The sequence below is a fragment of the Hydrogenophaga sp. RAC07 genome (assembly GCF_001713375.1).
In the GTDB taxonomy this organism is placed as follows: Bacteria; Pseudomonadota; Gammaproteobacteria; order Burkholderiales; family Burkholderiaceae_C; genus Hydrogenophaga.
In genome coordinates, this window is the sequence record NZ_CP016449.1 from 1,175,213 (window position 1) to 1,195,995 (window position 20,783).

The following is a 20,783-nucleotide window of genomic DNA, read 5'->3' on the forward strand; positions in this document are numbered from 1 at the left end:
GGGATTCAGAAGGGCGGGCCTTCGTCGCCGCTGTCGGCGGTCACGCCGGCGGGTTGGGGCGCAGCCGCAGCGTCACCGGCGGGCGCGGCACCAAAGGCCATCTCGCCACCCAACGCTTCCACCAGTTCGGGCAGCAGCTTCTGCAGCTCGCCGGTGGACAGGGCCACGTCGGCGTCAAAACCGTTCTCACCTTCGTCGGGCCGGCCGTCGAACACGCCTTCGAGGAAGTTGATCTTTTTCAGCTGCAGCGATTCCGTGAGCAGGAAGCCGATGCGGCCTTCCCAGCTCAGCGCCAGGCGCGTGGGCAGTTTGCCCTCGGTGATGTGCTGGCGCACCTCGTCGGTGGCGAGGTTGTGGCGGGTGAATTTCACCGACGACTTTTCCTCGTCGCCCGATTTCAGCTCGCATTCGCGTTCCACCGCGAAGCCGCCCGGCCATTCGTCCGGCGTGGTGGCAGACAACCATTGCGTCATGGCGGTCTGTGGCGTCACGGCGGTCTGCAGCAGGGTGATGACGAGGCCGTCAAAGGCGCGCACCAGGGCCGTTACCACCTCGTCGAGTTTGCCCTGGCTGCTGGCGTCGGTCACCAGCCAGCCGTTCTCCAGATCGATCCACACCCACACGTTCATCTGCCGCGCAAACGCCTGGGGCAGCAGAGACAGCAGCGCGTCTTCGCGCAGGGCTTTTGTTTCCTTCTTGCCGGGCTTGCGGCCGGTGGTGGCCTCGATGTGGTCGGCTTCTTCCTGCGCCTTCTTTTTCACCACCGAGCCGGGCACACCCTTGGTCTCGATCTGGAGCTTGAGGATGCGCTGCCCTGCCACCGACTCCACCAGCGGGCCATGGGCCTCGCCGCGCGGTTCCACCCAACCGACCGATTTGTCCTGCGTGGCGCCGCAGGGCTTGAAGCGGGCCGCGTCGAGCGCGGCCTCCATGTCTGCCACCGTCGCGCTCCAGCCGGGCGCGATGCGGTAGATCGTCACATTCTTGAACACGGAAATCCTTGTTGATCTGCAGAAAAGAAAAGGCCCGCCACGGTGTTCGTGGCGGGCCTTGCATCTTAGGGGATGGCGGCGTCACATCCGGGAGGGCAGCCAGGTCACGATTTGCGGAAACCACCACAACAGCATGATGGCCAGCACCATCAGGAAGAAGTAGGGCATGCAGACCTTGGCGATCCAGGTGATCTCGCGTTTGGTCATGCCTTGCAGCACAAACAGGTTGAAACCCACGGGCGGCGTGATCTGTGCCATCTCGACCACGATCACCACGAAGATGCCGAACCAGATCAGGTCGATGCCGGCGGCGGTGACCGTGGGCAGGATCACGCCCATGGTCAGCACGATCATGGAGATGCCGTCCAGAAAACAGCCCAGCACGATGTAGAACAGCGCCAGTGCCAGCAGCAGCACCCCGGGTGAGAGCCCCAGGCTGGTGACGAACTCGGCCAGGTGCCGTGGCAGTCCGATGTAGCCCATGGCCAGCGTGAGGAAGGCCGCACCCGCGAGGATCAGCGCGATCATGCAATACAGGCGCGTGGCACCCAGCAGCGAACTGGCGAACGTGGCCCGGGTGAGCGAGCCCTGCGCGCCCGAGAGGATGAGTGCGCCCACCACGCCCACGGCCGCCGCTTCGGTGGCGGTGGCGATGCCGGTGTAGATGGTGCCGATGACACCGCCGATGAGCAGGATCACGGGGATCAGGTGGCGCGACTCGCTCAGCTTCTGCGCCAGCGTCATGTTCACGTCGCTCTTGGGCACCTGTTTCGGGTTGAGCAGGGCCCAGATCATCAGGTGGCCGCTGAACAGGCCCGCCAGCATGAGGCCGGGCAAGACACCTGCCACGAACAGCTTTGCGATCGACACCTCGGCCGCCACGCCGTAGACGATCATGATGATCGAGGGCGGAATCAGCAGGCCCAGCGTGCTGGCGCCACCGAGCGAGCCGACGATCTTCTCCGGCGGATAGCCCCGCTTGGTGAGCTCGGGGATGCTCATCTTGCCGATGGTGGCGCAGGTGGCGGCCGACGAGCCCGAGACCGCCGCAAAGATGGTGCTGCCCAGGATGTTGGTGTGCAGCAGCCGGCCCGGCAATGCGTTGACCCAGGGTGCGAGACCCCGGAACATGCTTTCCGACAACTTGGTGCGGAACAGGATCTCGCCCATCCACACGAACAGCGGCAAGGCGGTCAGCGTCCAGCTGCTGGCCGAGCCCCAGATGGTGATGGCCATGGCATCGCCCGCAGGGCGCGACGAAAACATCTCCATGCCGATCCAGGCCACGCCCGCTAGCGTGAGGCCGATCCACACGCCGCTGCCCAGCAGGGCAAACAGCGCCACGATCAGCAGCGAGGTGACGAGCAGTTCATTCATGGCGGGTCTCCACGCTGTCGTGTGAGCGTTTGCGCTGGAATTCCAGCACCCACTCGTCAATGAAGGCGATCAGCATTACCGTGGTGCCCACGGCCATGAGGATCTGCGGAATCCACAACGGCGTGGCGTCGGCCGAGGTGGAGATGTCGTGGAACTGATGCGATTGCCACGACAGGCGCCAGGCGTAAAACGCGAGCAGGCCGGCCAGCAACACCGCCACCGAGAGCGACCACAGCTCCAGCCCGCGCCGGGCGCCGCCCGTGAGCTTGCCGATGATCAGCGTCACGCGGATGTGTTCGCCGCTCTTGAGCGTGTGCGCCAGCGCCAGAAAGCCCGCGCCGGCCATCGCGTAGCCGGCGTAGGCGTCGGTGCCGGGCACGTAGAACTGGAGCATGCGCCCCAGCATGGAGAGCAACACCATGACCAGCACGCCGATCATGAACAGCGCGGCCAGCCAGGCCGCGCCGAGGTAGAGGGAATCGAGGAATTTGCGCATGGGGGAATGACTTCAGATGAACGACCCGTTGCGCATGCCCGGGCCCAACCCAGCGGGCACCGCGGAACTGGCTCTGCCAGGCCGCAGGTGCCGCCCCCTGGAGGGGGTCGCGCGGAGCGCGGCGGGGGTGTTACTTTTTATACGCGTCGAGCATGGCCTGGCCGTCAGGACCGGCTTTGTCCAGCCATTCCTTGAGCATGGTCTCGCCCACTTTCTGCATGTCGGCCTTGAGCGCGGCCGAGGGTGGCTCCACCGCCATGCCGTTGGTCTTGAGGATGGCCAGCGTGTCGGTGTTGACCTTTTGCGAAGCGGCCCAGCCGCGCGCTTCGGCGTCGGCACCGGCTTTGCGCAGCGCGTCCTGCGTGGGCTTGTCCAGCGCATCGAAGGCGCGCTTGTTCACGATGATCGCGTTCTTGGGCAGCCAGGCCTGCACGTCGTAGTAGTACTTCAGGTGCTCATACAGCTTGCTGTCCACGCCGGTCGCGCCTGAGGTCATGTTGGCCTCGACGGCACCGGTGGCCAGCGCTTGCGACAGCTCGGCGGCCTGCACGGTGACGGGCTGGGCGCCCACCAGTTCGGCGATGCGTGAGGTGGCCGGGCTGTACGCGCGCCACTTGCTGCCCTTGAGGTCGGCCGCGCTGGTCACGGGCTTCTTGCTGTAGATGCCCTGCGGTGGCCAGGCCACGGTGTAGAGCAAGGTCATGCCTTGTTCGGCCAGCTTCTTTTCCAGAATGGGCTTTTGCGCCTGGTACAGCTTCATCGAGTCGGCGTAGCTGGTGGCCAGGAACGGCAGGCCGTCGGCGCCGAACATCTGCCATTCGTTCTGGTAGGCGGCCAGCAGGATCTCGCCGATCTGGGCTTGCCCGCCTTGCACGGCGCGCTTGATCTCGGGCGCCTTGAACAACGATGCGCCGGGGTGCACGGTGATCTGCAACTTGCCGCCGGTGGCTTTGTCCACGTCGGCCGCGAAGGTGGCGAGGTTGACGGAGTGGAAGTTGGTGGCCGGGTAGGCGGCCGGCAGATCCCATTTGGTCTGGGCGGTGGCGGGCAGGCTCAGGGCCAGTGCAGAGGCGGCCAGGGTGACGCTGAACAGGCGACGTTTCATGTTGAAGGCTCCGTTGGATTGAAGGGAACTGAAGGACAGGGCGGCGGATGGACTCTATCGGCGAGCGGACGAAGTGTGATCGGTGTTTTCCCTATATGTCAACAAATTATTGGCAAATCGTCAGCAAAAAACATAAACTGCGCCGCACCTCATCAAGGCATCCCAACCATGGCCCGTACCAAAGCAAGCACCAAGCCAGCCACTGCACCATCGCAGCCCATCGTGTCGTCGGCGCACCTGGTGTCGCCCCACAGCGCGGAGATGAGCGAGTTCGAATTCGGTCTCATCGTCTCGGGCAACGCGTTTCACCGCTGGGTGGTGCACTGCATGAGTGCGGCCGGTCTGAAGGACCTCACGGCGCTGGACGTGCTGGTGCTGCACCACGTGACGCACCGTGCGCGCGACAAGCGCCTGGCCGACATCGCCTTCATCATGAACGTGGAAGACACCCACCTCATCAACTACGCCTTGAAGAAGTTGCAAGGCCTGGGTGTGGTGATCTCCAGCAAGAACGGCAAGGAAGTCACCTACGGTCCCACCGAAGCTGGCAAGGCGTATGTGACGCGCTACCGCGAGATCCGCGACAGCTGCCTGATCAATGCGCTCAAGGCCGACGACGCACTCAACCACGACATCGGAGAGCTAGCGCGCCTGCTGCGCGTGCTCTCCGGCATCTACGACCAGGCAGCCCGCTCTGCCGCATCTTTGTGAACACCATGACGACGACCACCCACATCGACCCCCGCTGGCAGTTCTGGATCGACCGCGGCGGCACCTTCACCGACATCGTGGCGAAGCGTCCCGACGGCACGCTCATCACGCACAAGCTGCTGTCCGAAAATCCCGAGCAGTACCGCGACGCGGCGGTGGCCGGCATCCGCCACCTGCTGGGCCTGAAGCCGGGTGAGCCGGTCACCCCGCAGCAGGTGGAGTGCGTGAAGATGGGCACCACCGTGGCCACCAATGCGCTGCTGGAGCGCAAGGGCGAGCCCACGCTGCTGGTGACCACGCGCGGTTTCCGCGACGCCTTGCGCATCGCCTACCAGAACCGCCCGCGCCTGTTTGATCGGCGCATCGTGTTGCCCGAATTGCTCTACAGCGAGGTGATCGAGGCGCAGGAGCGGCTCGGTGCCCAGGGCGATGTGTTGCAGGCGCTGAACGAGGCCGCTCTGCGTGCCGATCTGCAGGCGGCGCACGCTCGCGGCCTGCGCAGCGTGGCCATTGTGTTCATGCACGGTTACCGCTTCACCGCGTACGAGCAGGCGGCGGCACGCATCGCGCGCGAGCTGGGTTTCACGCAGGTGAGCACCTCGCACGAGACCAGCCCGATGATGAAGTTCGTGAGCCGGGGCGACACCACCGTGGTCGACGCTTACCTCTCGCCCATCTTGCGCCGCTACGTGGAGCAGGTGGCAGGCGACATGCCGGGCGTCAAGCTGTTCTTCATGCAGTCCTCGGGTGGTCTCACCGATGCCCACGCATTCCAGGGCAAGGACGCCATCCTGTCCGGCCCCGCCGGTGGCATCGTGGGCATGGCGCGCACGGCCGGCCTGGCGGGTCATGACAAGGTGATCGGCTTCGACATGGGCGGCACCTCCACCGACGTGTCGCACTACGCCGGTCAGTTCGAGCGCGAGTTTGAAACCCAGGTGGCGGGTGTGCGCATGCGCGCGCCCATGATGAGCATCCACACGGTGGCCGCGGGGGGCGGGTCGCTGCTGTCCTTCGACGGCGCGCGCTTTCGCGTGGGCCCCGAGAGCGCCGGTGCGAACCCCGGGCCGGCCAGCTACCGCCGGGGCGGGCCGCTGGCCGTGACCGATGCCAACGTGATGCTCGGCAAGATCCAGCCGCGCCACTTTCCCAAGGTGTTTGGCCCCAAGGCCGATGAAGCGCTGAGCGCTGAAGCCGTGCAGGCGAAGTTCAACGCGCTGGCCACGCAGACCGGGCGCGAGGCCGCCGACGTGGCCGAGGGTTTCATCAACATCGCCGTACAGCAGATGGCCAACGCGATCAAGAAGATCTCGGTGGCGCGGGGCTACGACGTGACGCGCTACACCTTGCAGTGCTTCGGTGGCGCGGGTGGTCAACACGCCTGCCTGGTGGCCGATGCGCTGGGCATGACGCGCGTGTTCGTGCACCCGCTGGCGGGTGTGCTCAGTGCCTACGGCATGGGCCTGGCCGACCAGAATGCGATTCGCGAGCAGGCGGTGGAGCTGCCCTTGTCGCAGGAGGCGCTGCCGTCGATTGCCGAGAAGTTGCAGGCGCTGGGCGAGGCCGCGCAGGCCGAGCTGGGACGCCAGCAGGTCAACGTGGGCGCGGTCACGGTGCACCAGCGGGTGCATGTGCGCTACGAGGGAAGCGACGCGGCCCTGGTGGTGCCGCACGGCACGCTGGACGCGATTCAGGCCGGCTTTGAAGCTGCGTACCGACAGCGCTTTGCGTTCCTCATGCAGGGCAAGCGCCTGGTGGTGGAGGCCGTTTCTGTGGAAGCGGTGGTGCCGGGCGTGGCACCCAAGGAACCGCGCTTCGACACACACGAAGCGCGCGAGGTGCCCCGGCGCGAAACCGTGCGCATGTACTCGGGGGGTCAGTGGCTGGAGGCCGCGCTGGTGGTGCGCGAAGACCTGCGCCCGGGTGACGTGATCCCTGGCCCGGCCATCATTGCCGAGAAGAACGCCACCACCGTGGTCGAGCCGGGCTGGGAAGCTGTGCTCACCGCACTCGACCATCTGGTGCTCGACCGACGCATTCCGCGCAGCGTGACCTACGCTGTGGGCACCACGGTCGATCCGGTGCTGCTGGAAGTGTTCAACAACCTGTTCATGAACATCGCCGAACAGATGGGTCTGCAGCTGCAGAACACGGCCTACTCGGTCAACATCAAGGAGCGGCTCGACTTTTCCTGCGCGCTGTTCGATGCGCAAGGCAACCTGATCGCCAACGCACCGCACATGCCGGTGCACCTGGGCTCCATGGGCGAGAGCATCAAGACCGTGATCCGCGAGAACGCAGGAAAGATGCAGCCGGGCGACGTGTACGCGCTCAACGACCCGTACCACGGCGGCACGCACCTGCCCGACGTGACCGTGATCACGCCGGTGTACCTGAGCGGCGAGCCGACGTTTTATGTGGGGTCACGTGGTCACCACGCCGACATCGGCGGCACCACGCCGGGCTCCATGCCGCCGTTTTCCACGCGCATCGAAGAGGAGGGCGTGCAGATCAACAACGTGAAACTGGTGGACCGCGGCGTGCTGCGCGAGGTCGAGATGGTGGCGCTGCTGCAGAGTGGTGAATTCCCCAGCCGCAACCCACAGCAGAACATGGCCGATCTCAAGGCGCAGATTGCCGCGAACGAGAAGGGCGTGCAGGAGCTGCGCAAGATGGTCGAGCAGTTTGGCCTGGACGTGGTGCAGGCTTACATGCGCCACGTGCAGGACAACGCCGAGGAGTCGGTGCGCCGCGTGATCACGCGCCTGAAGGACGGAGCCTTCACGCTGCCGCTGGACAACGGCGCGCAGATCCAGGTGGCGGTGCGGGTGAATGCGGTGCAACGCAGCGCCGAGATCGACTTCACGGGCACCTCGGCCCAGCAACCCAACAACTTCAACGCGCCCACCGCGGTGTGCATGGCGGCCGTGCTGTACGTGTTCCGAACGCTGGTGGACGACGACATCCCGCTCAACGCGGGTTGTTTGAAGCCGCTCAAGGTCATCATTCCGCCGGGCTCCATGCTCAACCCCAACCCACCGGCCTCGGTGGTGGCGGGCAACGTGGAGACCTCCAGCTGCATCACCAACGCGCTGTACGGCGCGCTCGGCGTGATGGCGGCAAGCCAGTGCACCATGAACAACTTCACCTTCGGCAACGCGAAGCACCAGTACTACGAAACAATCTCGGGTGGCAGCGGGGCGGGCGATGGCTTCGACGGCACGAGCGTGGTGCAGACCCACATGACCAACTCGCGACTGACCGACCCCGAGGTGCTGGAGTTCCGTTTTCCGGTGCGGCTGGAGAGTTACGAGATCCGCGAAGGCTCGGGCGGTGCCGGCCACTGGATGGGTGGCCACGGCGGCGTGCGCCGCGTGCGCTTTCTGGAAGACATGACCGCCAGCATCCTGTCCAACGGCCGCGTGCATGGCGCCTTCGGCATGGCGGGTGGGCAGGCCGGGCAGGTGGGCATCAACCGCGTGGTGCGTTCAGACGGCTCGGTCGAAGCGTTGGACCACATCGGCCAGGCCGAGATGAAACCCGGCGACATCTTCGAGATCCACACGCCGGGTGGCGGCGGCTATGGACAGGTCTGAGCGGCGTTACAGCTCTTCGACTCGCCGAGCCGGGTAGCTGTCCCAGGCCTGGCAACCGGGACACTGCCAGAAATGCTGGCGCGCCTCGAAGCCGCAGGCCGCGCAGCGGTAGCGCTTGAGTGGCCCGCTGGCCTGTTCCAGCGCCCGCTTCACGCTGGCTTGAGCCGAAGCGTCGGACATGGTTTCGCCCGCCAGCCATTGGGACGTGATCACCAATGACGGCTCGCGTTCCAGATGGTTCAGGTATCGGGCCCTCGCTGCTTGCGGGTCCGGACTGAGCGAGGCCAGTGCCTCTGTCACGTCCACCGAAGCGGCCCGATCGTGGCTGGCTTGCAGCAGCGCCACAGCCTCGGCTTCGCGCCCGCTCTGGCGCGCCAGCTCGGCAAACTGCTGCGCAGCCAAGGGCAGGTATTGCGGAGCGTGGCGATTGAGTTGAACCAGTGCGTCGAAAGCCACCGAGGCATCGCCCGTCTGCGCGCGCAGTGCCGAGAGCGCCATCCAGCCACGGGCCAGCTGGGGTGCGCGCTGCACGGCTTCATTCAGCAAGGTGAGGGCACTCGCTGCGTCACCCGCGCGCTGGGCGATGTCGGCCTGTTCGCACAGGTAGTGCGCAAGGCGCGGCGCGAAGCTGCCTTGCTCTGCCGTTTCCAGGCGCTCTGCAATCTCCCGAGCCCGCGCCCAGTCGCGCGAGCGCTCGTAAATGCCCAACAGCGCCAGCAAGGCTTCGCCCTCGAACGCCGAGCCCTGCAACTTGTTGAGGGCGGCCTCGGCACGGTCCAGCAAGCCGGCCTTGAGGAAGTCCAGTGCCAGCGCGTGTTGTGCGCGGTCGCGGTCCTTGTTGCTCAGGTCGGCGCGCGAGAGCAGGTGCTCGTGCACACGCACCGCGCGGTCGTAGTCGCCGCGGCGGCGAAACAAGTTGCCCAACGCAAAGTGCAGTTCGGCGGTGTCGGGATCGCCCTGCACGGCCTCAATGAAAGCGTCGATCGCCTGGTCCTGCTGTTCGTTGAGCAGGTGGTTGAGGCCGCGAAAGTAGGCCTTCGGCGCTTGGCGGCTTTCCATGCGCAACTGGCGCAGGTCAAAGCGGGACGCAGCCCAGCCCGCCGCGAACGCCAGGGGGAGGCCCCAGAGCAGCCAGGTGAAGTCAAAGTCCATGGCGGCGGTCGCTGGGGTCGGGAAAGAGGGTGGAGTCGGAGTCGAAGGAGGTGCTGGCTGCGGCGGCCGAGGCGGCGCGGCGCCGCGATCGTTTGGCCCGCAGCCACAGGGGCAGCATGACCAGCACACCGAGAAACACGCCCAGCACGAGCGCGACCAGGATGACAAGCACCAGTGGCGCCTGCCAGCTGGCGCCGAAGAACAGGTTGAGCGTCACGCTGTCCTGGTTGTTCAGCGCGAAGGCGAACAACACAAAAAAAATGGCTGCGTTGAGCAGCCACATCAGGTATTTCAAATCGTCCCCTTTGTGGTGGGGCGATTGTAGCGATCAGGTCGCTGTCGGGGCAGCGGCCGTCACGTCGGTTTCTTCGGTTCCAGCCCGAGAATCTCGGCCGTCCTCGCGTCCACCTGCTCGCGCAGGGCTTTGCCCGGCTTGAAGTGCGGCACCCGCTTCTCGGGAATCATCACGCTCTCGCCGGAACGCGGGTTGCGGCCCACACGTGGCGATCGGCGATTGACCGAAAAACTGCCAAAACCACGGATCTCGATCCGGTGGCCTTTGACCAAGGCGTCGCCCATGGCGTCGAGGATGGCCTTGACGGCAAACTCGGCGTCGCGGTGCGTCAGCTGACCAAATCGGCTGGCCAACGCTTCAACGAGGTCGCTGCGGGTCATGTGTTCGGGTTTGGACTTGGGCATTCAAGAACCGGCGCCTGGTCAGGACACCCACCGTGAGGCGGGCGGCTGACCAGGCGCCGGCAATCGTGCTTAGCCGTTGTTGTTGTCCAGCTTGGCGCGCAGCAGGGCGCCCAGGCTGGTGGTGCCGGCGCTTTCGCGCGAGGACTGCTGGCTCAGGCTTGCCATGGCTTCCTGCTGGTCAGCGGCGTCCTTGGCCTTGATGGACAACTGGATGTTGCGCGTCTTGCGGTCGATGTTCACCACCACGGTGGTCACTTCGTCGCCTTCTTTCAGCATGTTGCGTGCGTCTTCCACACGGTCACGGCTGATTTCGCTGGCGCGCAGGTAGCCCAGCACGTCTTCACCCAGGTCGATCTCGGCGCCCTTGGCGTCCACGGTCTTGACCTTGCCGGTCACGATGGATCCCTTGTCGTTCACCGCTGCGAAGGTGGTGAACGGGTCGCCGTCGAGCTGCTTGATGCCCAGGGAGATGCGCTCGCGCTCCACGTCGATGGCCAGCACGATCGCTTCGACTTCCTGGCCCTTCTTGTAGTTGCGCACGGCGGCTTCGCCGGTTTCGTTCCAGGACAGGTCGGACAGGTGAACCAGACCGTCGATGCCGGCGGCCAGACCCACGAACACGCCGAAGTCGGTGATCGACTTGATCGGGCCCTTGACGCGGTCACCGCGCTTGGTCGCTTCGGCAAACTCGTGCCAAGGGTTGGCGCGGCACTGCTTCATGCCCAGCGAGATGCGGCGCTTGTCTTCGTCGATGTCGAGCACCATGACTTCGACTTCGTCGCCCAGCGACACCAGCTTGGAAGGGGCCACGTTCTTGTTGGTCCAGTCCATTTCGGACACGTGCACCAAACCTTCGATGCCTGGCTCGAGTTCCACGAACGCGCCGTAGTCGGCGATGTTGGTGATCTTGCCGAACATGCGGGTGCTTTGTGGGTAGCGGCGGGCAACGCCCATCCATGGGTCATCGCCCATCTGCTTCAGACCCAGCGAGACGCGGTGCTTCTCGGTGTCGAACTTGAGAATCTTGGCGGTGATTTCCTGGCCAGCCTGCACCACTTCGCTTGGGTGGCGCACACGACGCCAGGCCATGTCGGTGATGTGCAGCAGGCCGTCGATGCCGCCGAGGTCCACGAACGCACCGTATTCGGTGATGTTCTTGACCACGCCGTGAACGATGGCGCCTTCTTTCAGGGTGTCCATCAGCTTGGCGCGCTCTTCGCCCATGGAGGCTTCCACCACGGCGCGGCGGCTCAGCACCACGTTGTTGCGCTTGCGGTCGAGCTTGATGACCTTGAATTCCAGGGTCTTGTTTTCGTAGGGGGTCAGATCCTTGGTCGGACGGCTGTCGACCAGCGAACCTGGCAGGAAGGCGCTGATGCCGTTGACCATGACCTTGAGGCCGCCCTTGACCTTGCTGGAGGTCGTGCCGGTGACGAATTCGCCCGACTCGAGTGCTTTCTCCAGAGACATCCACGAGGCGAGGCGCTTGGCCTTGTCGCGCGACAGCAGGGTGTCGCCGAAACCGTTTTCAACGGAGTCGATGGCCACCGACACGAAGTCGCCCACCTGCACTTCGAGTTCGCCCAGGTCGTTCTTGAATTCGGCCAGCGGCACATAGGCTTCCGACTTCAGACCGGCGTTGACCACCACGTGGCTGTGTTCGATGCGAACGACTTCAGCGGTGATGACTTCGCCCGAGCGCATTTCGGCGCGTTTCAGGGACTCTTCGAACAGGGCGGCAAATGATTCAGACATTGAATTTCCTAAAACCACTCAGCGTCGGCGCCTTCAACCAAGGTGACTCGGTTTGCGCAGGGATCGACGTGTGGGCGGCGTTGACATTGCGGTGCGAAACACCGCGGGGTTGGTTGAAAAGAACCTTCAGACATGCGGGCTGGGAGCGCCCGGCTGTGCCGTCAGGGCCAAATGTGCAAGCGCGCTCAGTTCCCCGAGAACGCCGTTTTGCCCTGCCACCAGTTCATCACCACCTGCACCGATTGCTCGATGTCCAGTTCGGAGTTGTCCAGTTTCAAGGCATCTTCGGCGGGCTTGAGGGGCGCGTGTGTGCGGGATGAGTCCCTCAGATCACGTTCTCGCAAGTCTGCCAAAAGACTGTCAATGTTAGCAGCAATTCCCTTTGAAATCAACTGCTTATGGCGCCGTTGGGCGCGTTGCTCGGCGGTGGCGGTCAGGAAGACCTTCAAAACCGCGTCCGGGAAGATCACCGTGCCCATGTCGCGCCCGTCGGCCACCAGGCCGGGCAGTCTCCGGAAGCTCTGCTGCAAGGCGTGCAGGGCGGTTCGCACCGCCAGGTGTTGCGACACCCGGGACGCCATGCCGCCAGTGGATTCCAGGCGCAGCGGATCGGTGATGTCGCGGCCGCCGAGAAACACCTTGTGGTCGCGGAAGGCCAGTGGAAGCTGTGCGGCGAGGCGGGCCAGGGCCGGCTCGTCGTCCAGCGACACGCCGGCGTCCTGTGCCGCGAGCGCCGTGGCGCGGTAGAGCGCACCGGAATCGAGCAGGTGATAACCCAGGCGCTGCGCCACTTCCGAGGCCAGGGTCCCCTTCCCGGAGGCCGTGGGGCCGTCGATGCAGATGACGGGGATGGCTTGCGCCGGCGTGCTGCAGACTTCGAACAGGGTCTCGAAATAGTCGGGAAAGGTCTTGCCCACGCATTTCGGGTCTTCAATGCGCACCGGCAGACCAGCCGGGTTGAAAGCGGCGAGCGAGAAGCACATCGCGACGCGGTGGTCGTCGTAGGTGTGGATGCTGGCGGCTCGCCAAGTGTCGGGCGGCGTGATGCGGATGAAATCCGCGCCTTCCTCGACGGTGGCGCCGAGCTTGCGGCATTCGTTCGCCATGGCGGCGATGCGGTCGGTTTCCTTCACGCGCCAACTGGCGATGTTGCGCAGCGTGGTGGTGCCGTCGGCATAGAGCGCCATCACCGCCAGCGTCATGGCCGCGTCCGGGATGTGGTTGCAGTCGAGGTCGATGGCCTTGAGTGGCCACGCGCCGCGCCGGATGTGAAGGCGGTTGGCTTCGCCGGTGATCTCGGCGCCCATGAGCCGGGCTGCTTCAACAAAGCGGATGTCGCCTTGCATGGACGCGAGGCCGACCCCTTCGATGGTGATGCCTTGGGTACCGGGCGCGATGGCACCCAGCGCGATGAAGTAACTGGCAGACGAGGCGTCGCCTTCCACCGGGATGCGCCCGGGGGAACGGTAGCGGCTGCCGGCCGGGATGGTGAAACGTTGCCAGCCGTCGCGTTGTACCTGCACACCGAAGCGCGACAGCAGGTTCAGCGTGATCTCGATGTAGGGCCGCGAAATCAGTTCGCCCACCACCTCGATGACGATGGCTTGCTGTTGCGCCACCAGCGGCAGCGCCAGCAGCAGGGCCGTGAGGAACTGACTGGAGACGTCGCCCCGCACGCGGATCGGTTGCGCCAATTGCAGCGGCAGAGGTGAACCCGTGCCGAGCTTGAGCGGTGGGTAGCCTTCCTGCCCCAGGCAGTCCACTGCGCAGCCAAGTTGGCGCAAGGCATCCACCAGGTCGCCGATGGGCCGCTCGTGCATGCGCGGCACGCCGCTGAGTTCGAAAGCCGCGCCACGGGTGGACGCGAGCAGGGCCAGGGCCGCGGTGAGCGGGCGCATGGCGGTTCCGGCATTGCCCAGGAACAGCCGTGCCTGCCGCACAGGAAGTTCCCCGGCCAAACCGTGCACGCGCAAGGCGCCATCCGGTTGCGTTTCAATGCGGCAGCCAAGCTGGCGCAAGGCATTCAGCATCACCTGCGTGTCGTCGGAGTCCAGCAGATCGGCCACGTCGGTGTGGCCTTCGCTCAGGGCCGCGAGCAGCAGCACCCGGTTGGAAATGCTCTTGGAGCCCGGCAGGCGCACGGTGCCGCCGGCACTGGCCAGCGGGGGGAGGTCGAGGAAAGGAGTGGAGTACATGCGCGGTGACGCGAACAAGCCGCGTGAAGCGGCCTCAGCCCTGGGGCTTGATGGCGGACATGCGCCAATGGGCGCGGGCACTGCTGGCTTGATCGATCAAGGCCTCCAGCGCATCCGGGTTGTCGGCGTTGATCGCGGTCTCCAGCGCGTGCAAGGCGCGCTGGAACAAGCGCGATTGCGCGAGCAGCTCTTCGCGGTTGGACATCAGGATGTCGCGCCAGACCACCGGGTCGCTGGCGGCGATGCGGGTGAAATCGCGAAAACCTGGACCTGCGAGTGAGAGGAAGTCCTCGGCCTGCGGCTGGCTGTGGATGCCGTTCATCAAGGCAAACGCCACCAGGTGCGGCAGGTGGCTCACCGCTGCGTAGGCCGCGTCGTGTGCCTCGGGCGACATCTGTTTGACGTGGCAGCCGAGTGCGGTCCAGACCTTGTGCGCTTTTTCCAACTGCGAAGTGAGCGTGCGCTCGATGGGCGTGAGGATGATCTGGCGACCCTTGTACAGATCGGGGTCGGCGTGGTCGACGCCGGCGAGCTCCTTGCCCGCGATCGGGTGCGTGGGCACGAACACCCCCACCTGGTCTTTCAGCACGCGGCGCGCGGCGTCGATCACTTCGCGCTTGGTCGATCCCACGTCCATGATCAGCACGTCGCCGCGCACCAGATGGCGGATGGCCTTGAAGGTGGCTTCCGTGGCCGAGACCGGCACCGCCAGCAGCACCAGATCGGCACCCGACACGGCCAGCAGCGCAGAGGGTGCTTCCACGTCGATCACACCGAGTTGGCGCGCCCGCTCGGTGGTGGACGGCGACTTGCTGTAGCCGACCACGCGCTTGACCAGACCGGCGCGCTTGAGGGCCAGCGCAAACGAACCGCCCATCATCCCGCAGCCGATCAATCCCAGTTGTTCAAACATCATTCGTTCACCGGGTATGCGCCCAGCACCTTGTAAAAAGCGCACAGACCCTGAAGCTCTTGCAGTGCGGCAGCCACGTGAGGCTGCGATGGGTGGCCGGCGATGTCGATGTAGAAGTAGTACTCCCATTGACCGGATTTCGCAGGACGCGACTCGAAACGTGTCATCGACACGCCGTTGTTCTTCAGCGGCACCAGCAGGTCGTGCACCGCACCGGGCCGGTTCGGCACCGACACCACCAGGCTGGTGCAATCGCGCCCCGAGGCGGGCGGCATGGCCAGGGTCTGGGGCAGGGCGATCACGGCAAAACGCGTGCGGTTGTACGCCTCGTCCTGGATGGCGTGCGAGACGATGTGCAAGCCGAACTGGGCCGCAGCGCGCTCGCTGGCGATGCCCGCCCACGCGGGGTTGGTGGCGGCCAGACGGGCGCCTTCTGCATTGCTGGACACTGCCCGCTTTTCGGCCCTGGGCAGGTGCTGCGACAACCAGTTCTGGCATTGGGCCAAGGCCTGCGGATGCGCCATCACCACTTCAATGCCGTCCAGCGTGTTGAGCTGGCGCAGCAGGTTGTGGCGAATCAGCATGCTCACCTCGCCGACCACATGCACGGGCGAGCGCAGGAACAAGTCCAGCGACCGCGCCACCACGCCTTCGGTGGAATTTTCCATGCCGACCACGCCGTACTGCGCGGTGCCGGCAGCGGTGGCGTGAAAGACCTCGTCGAAGTCGGCGCAGTAAATCAGGTTGGCAGCGCTGCCGAAGAATTCGATGGCCGCCTGTTCGCAGAAGGTGCCTTGTGGGCCCAGCACGGCCACACGTTGCGGCGCTTCGAGTGCAAGGCAGGCCGACATGATCTCGCGCCAGATGGCAGCCACATGCTGGTTCAGCAGCGGACCCTGGTTGGCGCCCTGGATCTTTTCAATGACCTGGGCCACGCGGTCGGGTCTGAAGAACGGCGAGCCTTCGTGGCGTTTGATGACGCCGACTTCTTCAGCCACGCGTGCGCGCTGGTTGAGCAACGACAGCAACTGCTGATCAAGTGAGTCGATCTGCACGCGCAAGGCCGCGAGGGCGTCGGACTGGGTGGGTTGGGTCATGTCTCGGTGTCCTGGTGCCTGGGTTCAGGCCCGTGCCTTTTCAAATTCGCGCATGAACTGCACCAGCGCCTGAACGCCTGCAAGCGGCATGGCGTTGTAGATGCTGGCGCGCATGCCGCCCACCGATTTGTGTCCCTTGAGTTGCAGCAGGCCGGCGGCTTTGGCGCCCGCCAGGAAAGCGTCGTTCAAGGCTTCGTCGCGCAGGAAGAACGGTACGTTCATGCGCGAGCGGCAGTCCCGCGCGACCTTGTTGAGGTAAAGCGAAGAGCCGTCGATGAAGTCGTACAGCAGCGAGGCCTTGGCGATGTTGCGCTGCTCCATCGCCGCCACACCACTCAGACCGCCCTCGGTCTGGCGCTTGAGCCACTGAAACGTCAGCCCCGCCATGTAGATGCTGTACGTGGGCGGCGTGTTGTACATCGAACCGTTCGCTGCCACCGTTGTGTAGTCAAAGGCGCTCGGACAGGCGGGCAGGGCGTGGCCGAGCAGATCTTCTCGCACGACAACCAAGGTCAGGCCGGCCGGACCCAGGTTTTTCTGCGCACCGCCAAAGGCCAGGCCAACGCGCGACCAGTCGACCGTGCGCGAGGCCACGTGTGACGAGAAGTCGATCACCAGCGGCGCGTTGCTGCCCAGTGCCTTCAGGTCGGGCAACTCATGAAACTCGATGCCGTGGATCGTTTCGTTGCTGCAGATATGCACGTATTGGGCGTCTGCGCTGAGCCGCCACGAGCCGGGCGCTGGGAGGGTGGTGTGGCTGGATTCTGCATTGCTGGCAGCCAACGCTGCCTTGGCATAGCGGGCGGCTTCCTTGATGGACTTCTGGCTCCAACTGCCCGTCACCACAAAATCGACCTGTCCGCCGCGCGAGAGGTTCAGTGGGACGATGGCGTTTTCGGCCAATCCACCACCCTGCATGAACAGGATGTGGAAGTTGTCCGGGATGGCGAGCAGTTCGCGCAGGTCGGCCTGCGCCGCTTCCATGATCTCGCCGAACTCCTTGCCGCGGTGGCTCATCTCCATCACGCTCATGCCGCTGCCGTGCCAGTCGAGCATCTCGTCAGCGGCCTGTTGCAGCACTTCAGCCGGCATGGCGGCCGGACCGGCGGAGAAGTTGTAGGGCCGCGCCATCACGCCTCAAGGCCTGGATCGTCGGCCTCGTTCGGCTCATCCAGCTCGGGCACGTTGGCGTCGTTTTCAACGATGCGCTGCAGGCCCGAGAGCTCGGCGCCCTCGTCCAGCGCGATCAGGGTGACACCTTGCGTGGCTCGGCCCATTTCGCGGATCTCCGAGACGCGGGTGCGCACCAGCACGCCCTTGTCGGTGATCAGCATGATCTCGTCGTCTGTGTGCACCAGCGTGGCCGCCACGACCTTGCCGTTGCGCTCGCTTTGCTGGATGGCGATCATGCCTTTGGTGCCGCGCCCGTGGCGGGTGTATTCGGAAATCGGCGTGCGTTTGCCGTAACCGTTGATGGTGGCGGTCAGCACGCTCTGGTCTTCGTCCTCGGCCACCAGCATGGCGATCACGCTTTGCGTCTCTTCGATCATCATGCCGCGCACGCCACGCGCGTTGCGGCCCATGGGGCGCACGTCGTTTTCGTCAAAGCGCACGGCCTTGCCACCGTCGCTGAACAGCATCACGTCGTGCTGGCCGTCGGTGAGCGCAGCGCCGATCAGGAAGTCGTTTTCGTCCAGATCCACCGCGATGATGCCGGCCTTGCGCGGGTTGCTGAATTCATCCAGCGCGGTTTTCTTGACCGTGCCCATGCTTGTTGCCATGAACACAAAACGGTCCGACGGAAAGGTGCGCATCTCGCCGGTGAGCGGCAGCACCACATTGATCTTTTCGCCTTCTTGCAACGGGAACATGTTGACGATGGGGCGGCCGCGGGAACCTCGCGAACCCGCCGGCACTTCCCAGACCTTGAGCCAGTAGAGCCTGCCGCGGTTGGAGAAACAGAGGATGTAGTCGTGCGTGTTGGCAATGAAGAGCTGGTCGATCCAGTCGTCTTCCTTGGTGGCGGTGGCCTGTTTGCCGCGACCGCCGCGCTTTTGCGCCCGGTACTCCGAGAGCGGTTGGCTTTTGATGTAGCCGCTGTGGCTGAGCGTGACCACCATGTCGGTGGGCGTGATCAGGTCTTCGGTAGCGAGGTCTTGAGCGTTGTGCTCGATCTCGCTGCGGCGCGCGCCCAGCTTGGTTTGACCGAATTCCTGCTTCACGACGACCAACTCGTCGCCAATGATGGTGGAGACGCGTTCAGGCTTCGAAAGGATGTCGAGCAGATCGTCAATCTCGCCCATGACTTCCTTGTACTCGGCCACGATCTTGTCCTGCTCCAGTCCGGTCAGGCGCTGCAGGCGCATTTGCAGGATTTCTTGCGCCTGCGTTTCGGACAGTCGGTACAGACCGTCGCTGCCCATGCCGAAGGCCTTTTCCAGACCGTCGGGCCGGTAGTCGTCGGCGTTGATCACGCCACCGTCGGCACGCGTGCGGGTGAGCATCTCGCGCACCAGCTGGCTGTCCCACGGGCGGGCCATCAGTTCGGCCTTGGCCACCGGAGGCGTGGGCGATTCGCGGATGATGCGGATGAAGTCGTCGATGTTGGCCAGCGCCACGGCGAGGCCTTCGAGCACGTGGCCGCGCTCGCGCGCCTTGCGCAAATTGAACACCGTGCGGCGCGTCACCACCTCGCGGCGATGCTCCAGGAACACCTGGATCAGATCTTTCAGGTTGCACAGACGGGGCTGCCCATCGACCAGCGCCACCATGTTGATGCCGAAGGTGTCCTGCAGTTGCGTCTGCTTGTACAGGTTGTTCAGGACCACCTCGGGCACTTCGCCACGCTTGAGCTCGATCACCAGGCGCATGCCCGATTTGTCCGACTCGTCCTGGATGTGGCTGATGCCCTCGATCTTTTTCTCGTGGACAAGCTCGGCAATGCGCTCCTGCAGCGTCTTCTTGTTCACCTGGTAGGGCAACTCGTCCACGATGATGGACTGGCGTTGACCGCGGTCGATGTCCTCGAAGTGGCATTTCGCGCGCATCACCACGCGCCCTCGGCCGGTGCGGTAGCCATCCTTCACGCCATTGATGCCGTAAATGATGCCGGCGGTGGGGAAGTCGGGCGCCGGGATGATTTCCATCAATTCGTCAATAGACGCTTCCGGGTTCTTCAGCAAATGCAGACACGCATCCACCACCTCATTGAGGTTGTGCGGTGGAATGTTGGTGGCCATGCCGACCGCGATGCCGGAGGAACCGTTGACCAGCAGGTTGGGCAGGCGCGAAGGGAGTACCAGAGGCTCCTTTTCAGAGCCGTCGTAGTTGGGACCGAAATTGACGGTTTCCTTGTCGATGTCGGCGAGCATCTCGTGCGAGATCTTCGACAAGCGGATTTCGGTGTACCGCATGGCTGCGGCGTTGTCGCCGTCCACCGAACCGAAGTTGCCCTGGCCGTCCACCAGCATGTGACGAAGCGAAAAATCCTGCGCCATTCGCACGATCGTGTCGTAGACCGCGCTGTCGCCGTGCGGGTGGTACTTGCCGATCACATCGCCGACGATACGGGCCGACTTCTTGTAAGGCCGGTTCCAGTCGTTGTTGAGCTCGTGCATGGCAAACAGCACGCGTCGGTGCACGGGCTTGAGGCCATCGCGTGCGTCAGGAAGTGCTCGCCCGACAATCACGCTCATCGCGTAGTCGAGGTAGCTGCGGCGCATTTCCTCTTCAAGACTGATGGGCAGGGTCTCTTTGGCGAACTGTGTCATGAGCAGGGCTGGAATGCGTCGGGTGGGCCAAAAGGCAACTCGCCATTTTACGGGGCGCACAGACGTGCATTCATGAGCATGCTTTGTTGTAACACCACAACGATTGAAGGTGTCACCGGAATACAGTCGCCGACGCGCCCGCGCCGCCGGTCGGCCGTATAGAGCTTGTGGCACAATGAAATCCAGCGTTTTGAGTGGTGGTCACTTCAAGCGTCTTTTTTTGTACGCAGTTTGTCTGCGGCTTACCAAGAGGAAAACCATGAAAAAACTCAACAAAGTGGCAATGCTGATCGCAACGGTCGCCATGGCATCGGCCGCTGGCGCCCAAACCATCGACAACTGGCGCAATGGCACCAATGACATCGTTTGGAAAAACGGTACCAATGAACTGTGCTGGCGCAATGCCAACTGGACGCCTGCCACGGCAGCCGTCGGTTGCGATGGCGCGATCGTTCCCGTTGCCGCTCCTGCACCCGCACCAGCTCCTGCACCCGCTCCTGCCGCTGCTCCAGCTCCTGCACCCGCTCCTGCCGCTGCTCCAGCACCTGCTGCCTCCAAAGTCACCTACGCCGCTGATGCGTTCTTTGACTTCGACAAAGCCGTGCTCAAGCCCGAAGGCAAAGCCAAGCTGGACGACCTCGCCAGCAAAGTGTCCGGCATCAACCTGGAAGTGGTGATCGCTGTGGGTCACACCGACTCCACCGGTGCCGCTGGCTACAACCAGGCGCTGTCGAACCGCCGCGCTGAAGCCGTGAAGGCCTACTTGGTGAGCAAGGGCATCGAAAGCAACCGCATCTACACCGAAGGCAAGGGCCTGACCCAGCCAGTGGCCGACAACGCCACCCGCGAAGGCCGCGCCAAGAACCGCCGCGTTGAAGTTGAAGTGGTTGGCACCCGCGCCAACAAGTAAACCTTCGGTTTGCTC

Annotated in this window: 16 protein-coding genes; 3 read left to right on the plus strand and 13 right to left on the minus strand. The window is 64.5% G+C overall.

The window, feature by feature from the left end; translation table 11 throughout:
• Window positions 1–5: 5 nt before the first annotated feature.
• The 4 genes from BSY239_RS05470 to BSY239_RS05485 form a co-directional block, all read right to left on the minus strand.
• Window positions 6–992: a recombination-associated protein RdgC gene (locus tag BSY239_RS05470; protein WP_069045957.1), complete on the minus strand. Its 987-nt coding sequence runs from the start codon at window positions 990–992 to the stop codon at window positions 6–8.
• An 81-nt stretch (window positions 993–1,073) separates the two neighbouring features.
• On the minus strand, window positions 1,074–2,369 hold the full coding sequence (locus tag BSY239_RS05475) for a TRAP transporter large permease (RefSeq protein WP_069045958.1): 1,296 nt from the start codon (window positions 2,367–2,369) through the stop codon (window positions 1,074–1,076).
• Window positions 2,362–2,865 carry a TRAP transporter small permease gene (locus tag BSY239_RS05480; RefSeq protein ID WP_069045959.1) on the minus strand — a complete coding sequence of 168 codons (504 nt, stop codon included), beginning with the start codon at window positions 2,863–2,865 and terminating at the stop codon, window positions 2,362–2,364. The genes BSY239_RS05475 and BSY239_RS05480 overlap by 8 nt, the downstream gene beginning before the upstream one ends.
• Window positions 2,866–2,995: 130 nt before the next feature.
• Window positions 2,996–3,970 carry a TRAP transporter substrate-binding protein gene (locus BSY239_RS05485; protein ID WP_069045960.1) on the minus strand — a complete coding sequence of 325 codons (975 nt, stop codon included), beginning with the start codon at window positions 3,968–3,970 and terminating at the stop codon, window positions 2,996–2,998.
• A gap of 168 nt (window positions 3,971–4,138) precedes the next feature.
• Between BSY239_RS05485 and BSY239_RS05490 the strand changes: the two genes are divergently transcribed.
• Together BSY239_RS05490 and BSY239_RS05495 are read left to right on the plus strand one after the other, a co-directional pair.
• Window positions 4,139–4,681, plus strand: a complete 543-nt coding sequence (locus tag BSY239_RS05490; RefSeq protein WP_069045961.1) for a winged helix DNA-binding protein — start codon at window positions 4,139–4,141, stop codon at window positions 4,679–4,681.
• Window positions 4,682–4,686: 5 nt separating this feature from the next.
• Entirely contained in the window at window positions 4,687–8,277 is a 3,591-nt protein-coding gene (locus tag BSY239_RS05495) for a hydantoinase B/oxoprolinase family protein (RefSeq protein ID WP_069048797.1), read from the plus strand.
• A gap of 6 nt (window positions 8,278–8,283) precedes the next feature.
• On the opposite strand, the gene lapB is transcribed toward BSY239_RS05495, so the two are convergent.
• The 9 genes from lapB to gyrA all read right to left on the minus strand — a co-directional run bounded on the left by lapB (window position 8,284) and on the right by gyrA (window position 19,858).
• Window positions 8,284–9,429, minus strand: a complete 1,146-nt coding sequence (gene lapB / locus BSY239_RS05500; protein ID WP_069045962.1) for a lipopolysaccharide assembly protein LapB — start codon at window positions 9,427–9,429, stop codon at window positions 8,284–8,286.
• Window positions 9,419–9,724 (minus strand): lipopolysaccharide assembly protein LapA domain-containing protein, encoded by a 306-nt coding sequence (locus BSY239_RS05505; protein ID WP_069045963.1) that lies wholly within the window; start codon window positions 9,722–9,724, stop codon window positions 9,419–9,421. The genes lapB and BSY239_RS05505 overlap by 11 nt, the downstream gene beginning before the upstream one ends.
• 59 nt (window positions 9,725–9,783) lie before the next feature.
• On the minus strand, window positions 9,784–10,104 hold the full coding sequence (locus BSY239_RS05510) for an integration host factor subunit beta (RefSeq protein ID WP_069048798.1): 321 nt from the start codon (window positions 10,102–10,104) through the stop codon (window positions 9,784–9,786).
• Between the two features lie 93 nt (window positions 10,105–10,197).
• Window positions 10,198–11,883 (minus strand): 30S ribosomal protein S1, encoded by a 1,686-nt coding sequence (rpsA, locus tag BSY239_RS05515; RefSeq protein WP_069045964.1) that lies wholly within the window; start codon window positions 11,881–11,883, stop codon window positions 10,198–10,200.
• Window positions 11,884–12,068: 185 nt separating this feature from the next.
• Window positions 12,069–14,078: a bifunctional 3-phosphoshikimate 1-carboxyvinyltransferase/cytidylate kinase gene (locus BSY239_RS05520; RefSeq protein ID WP_069045965.1), complete on the minus strand. Its 2,010-nt coding sequence runs from the start codon at window positions 14,076–14,078 to the stop codon at window positions 12,069–12,071.
• 34 nt (window positions 14,079–14,112) lie between these two features.
• Window positions 14,113–14,991 carry a prephenate dehydrogenase gene (locus BSY239_RS05525; protein WP_069045966.1) on the minus strand — a complete coding sequence of 293 codons (879 nt, stop codon included), beginning with the start codon at window positions 14,989–14,991 and terminating at the stop codon, window positions 14,113–14,115.
• Window positions 14,991–16,088, minus strand: a complete 1,098-nt coding sequence (pheA, locus tag BSY239_RS05530; RefSeq protein ID WP_069045967.1) for a prephenate dehydratase — start codon at window positions 16,086–16,088, stop codon at window positions 14,991–14,993. Before pheA ends, BSY239_RS05525 begins: the two co-directional genes overlap by 1 nt.
• 24 nt (window positions 16,089–16,112) lie before the next feature.
• On the minus strand, window positions 16,113–17,219 hold the full coding sequence (gene serC / locus BSY239_RS05535) for a 3-phosphoserine/phosphohydroxythreonine transaminase (RefSeq protein ID WP_069045968.1): 1,107 nt from the start codon (window positions 17,217–17,219) through the stop codon (window positions 16,113–16,115).
• Window positions 17,219–19,858, minus strand: coding sequence for a DNA gyrase subunit A (gyrA, locus tag BSY239_RS05540; protein ID WP_069045969.1), 2,640 nt, complete (start codon window positions 19,856–19,858; stop codon window positions 17,219–17,221). The genes serC and gyrA overlap by 1 nt, the downstream gene beginning before the upstream one ends.
• 259 nt (window positions 19,859–20,117) lie before the next feature.
• Here gyrA and ompA point away from each other — a divergent pair, with 259 nt between their 5' ends.
• Complete coding sequence (gene ompA, locus BSY239_RS05545) at window positions 20,118–20,768, plus strand: outer membrane protein OmpA (protein WP_069045970.1); 651 nt, start codon at window positions 20,118–20,120, stop codon at window positions 20,766–20,768.
• Window positions 20,769–20,783 lie beyond the last annotated feature (15 nt).

Excerpts from the sequence above, each read along its gene's own strand:
- BSY239_RS05475 (WP_069045958.1), bottom strand. The coding sequence starts at position 2,369 with ATGAATGAACTGCTCGTCACCTCGCTGCTGATCGTGGCGCTGTTTGCC.
- BSY239_RS05480 (WP_069045959.1), bottom strand. The coding sequence starts at position 2,865 with ATGCGCAAATTCCTCGATTCCCTCTACCTCGGCGCGGCCTGGCTGGCC.
- BSY239_RS05485 (WP_069045960.1), bottom strand. The coding sequence starts at position 3,970 with ATGAAACGTCGCCTGTTCAGCGTCACCCTGGCCGCCTCTGCACTGGCC.
- BSY239_RS05490 (WP_069045961.1), top strand. The coding sequence starts at position 4,139 with ATGGCCCGTACCAAAGCAAGCACCAAGCCAGCCACTGCACCATCGCAG.
- BSY239_RS05495 (WP_069048797.1), top strand. The coding sequence starts at position 4,687 with ATGACGACGACCACCCACATCGACCCCCGCTGGCAGTTCTGGATCGAC.
- lapB (WP_069045962.1), bottom strand. The coding sequence starts at position 9,429 with ATGGACTTTGACTTCACCTGGCTGCTCTGGGGCCTCCCCCTGGCGTTC.
- BSY239_RS05510 (WP_069048798.1), bottom strand. The coding sequence starts at position 10,104 with ATGACCCGCAGCGACCTCGTTGAAGCGTTGGCCAGCCGATTTGGTCAG.
- rpsA (WP_069045964.1), bottom strand. The coding sequence starts at position 11,883 with ATGTCTGAATCATTTGCCGCCCTGTTCGAAGAGTCCCTGAAACGCGCC.
- BSY239_RS05520 (WP_069045965.1), bottom strand. The coding sequence starts at position 14,078 with ATGTACTCCACTCCTTTCCTCGACCTCCCCCCGCTGGCCAGTGCCGGC.
- BSY239_RS05525 (WP_069045966.1), bottom strand. The coding sequence starts at position 14,991 with ATGTTTGAACAACTGGGATTGATCGGCTGCGGGATGATGGGCGGTTCG.
- pheA (WP_069045967.1), bottom strand. The coding sequence starts at position 16,088 with ATGACCCAACCCACCCAGTCCGACGCCCTCGCGGCCTTGCGCGTGCAG.
- serC (WP_069045968.1), bottom strand. The coding sequence starts at position 17,219 with ATGGCGCGGCCCTACAACTTCTCCGCCGGTCCGGCCGCCATGCCGGCT.
- gyrA (WP_069045969.1), bottom strand. The coding sequence starts at position 19,858 with ATGACACAGTTCGCCAAAGAGACCCTGCCCATCAGTCTTGAAGAGGAA.
- ompA (WP_069045970.1), top strand. The coding sequence starts at position 20,118 with ATGAAAAAACTCAACAAAGTGGCAATGCTGATCGCAACGGTCGCCATG.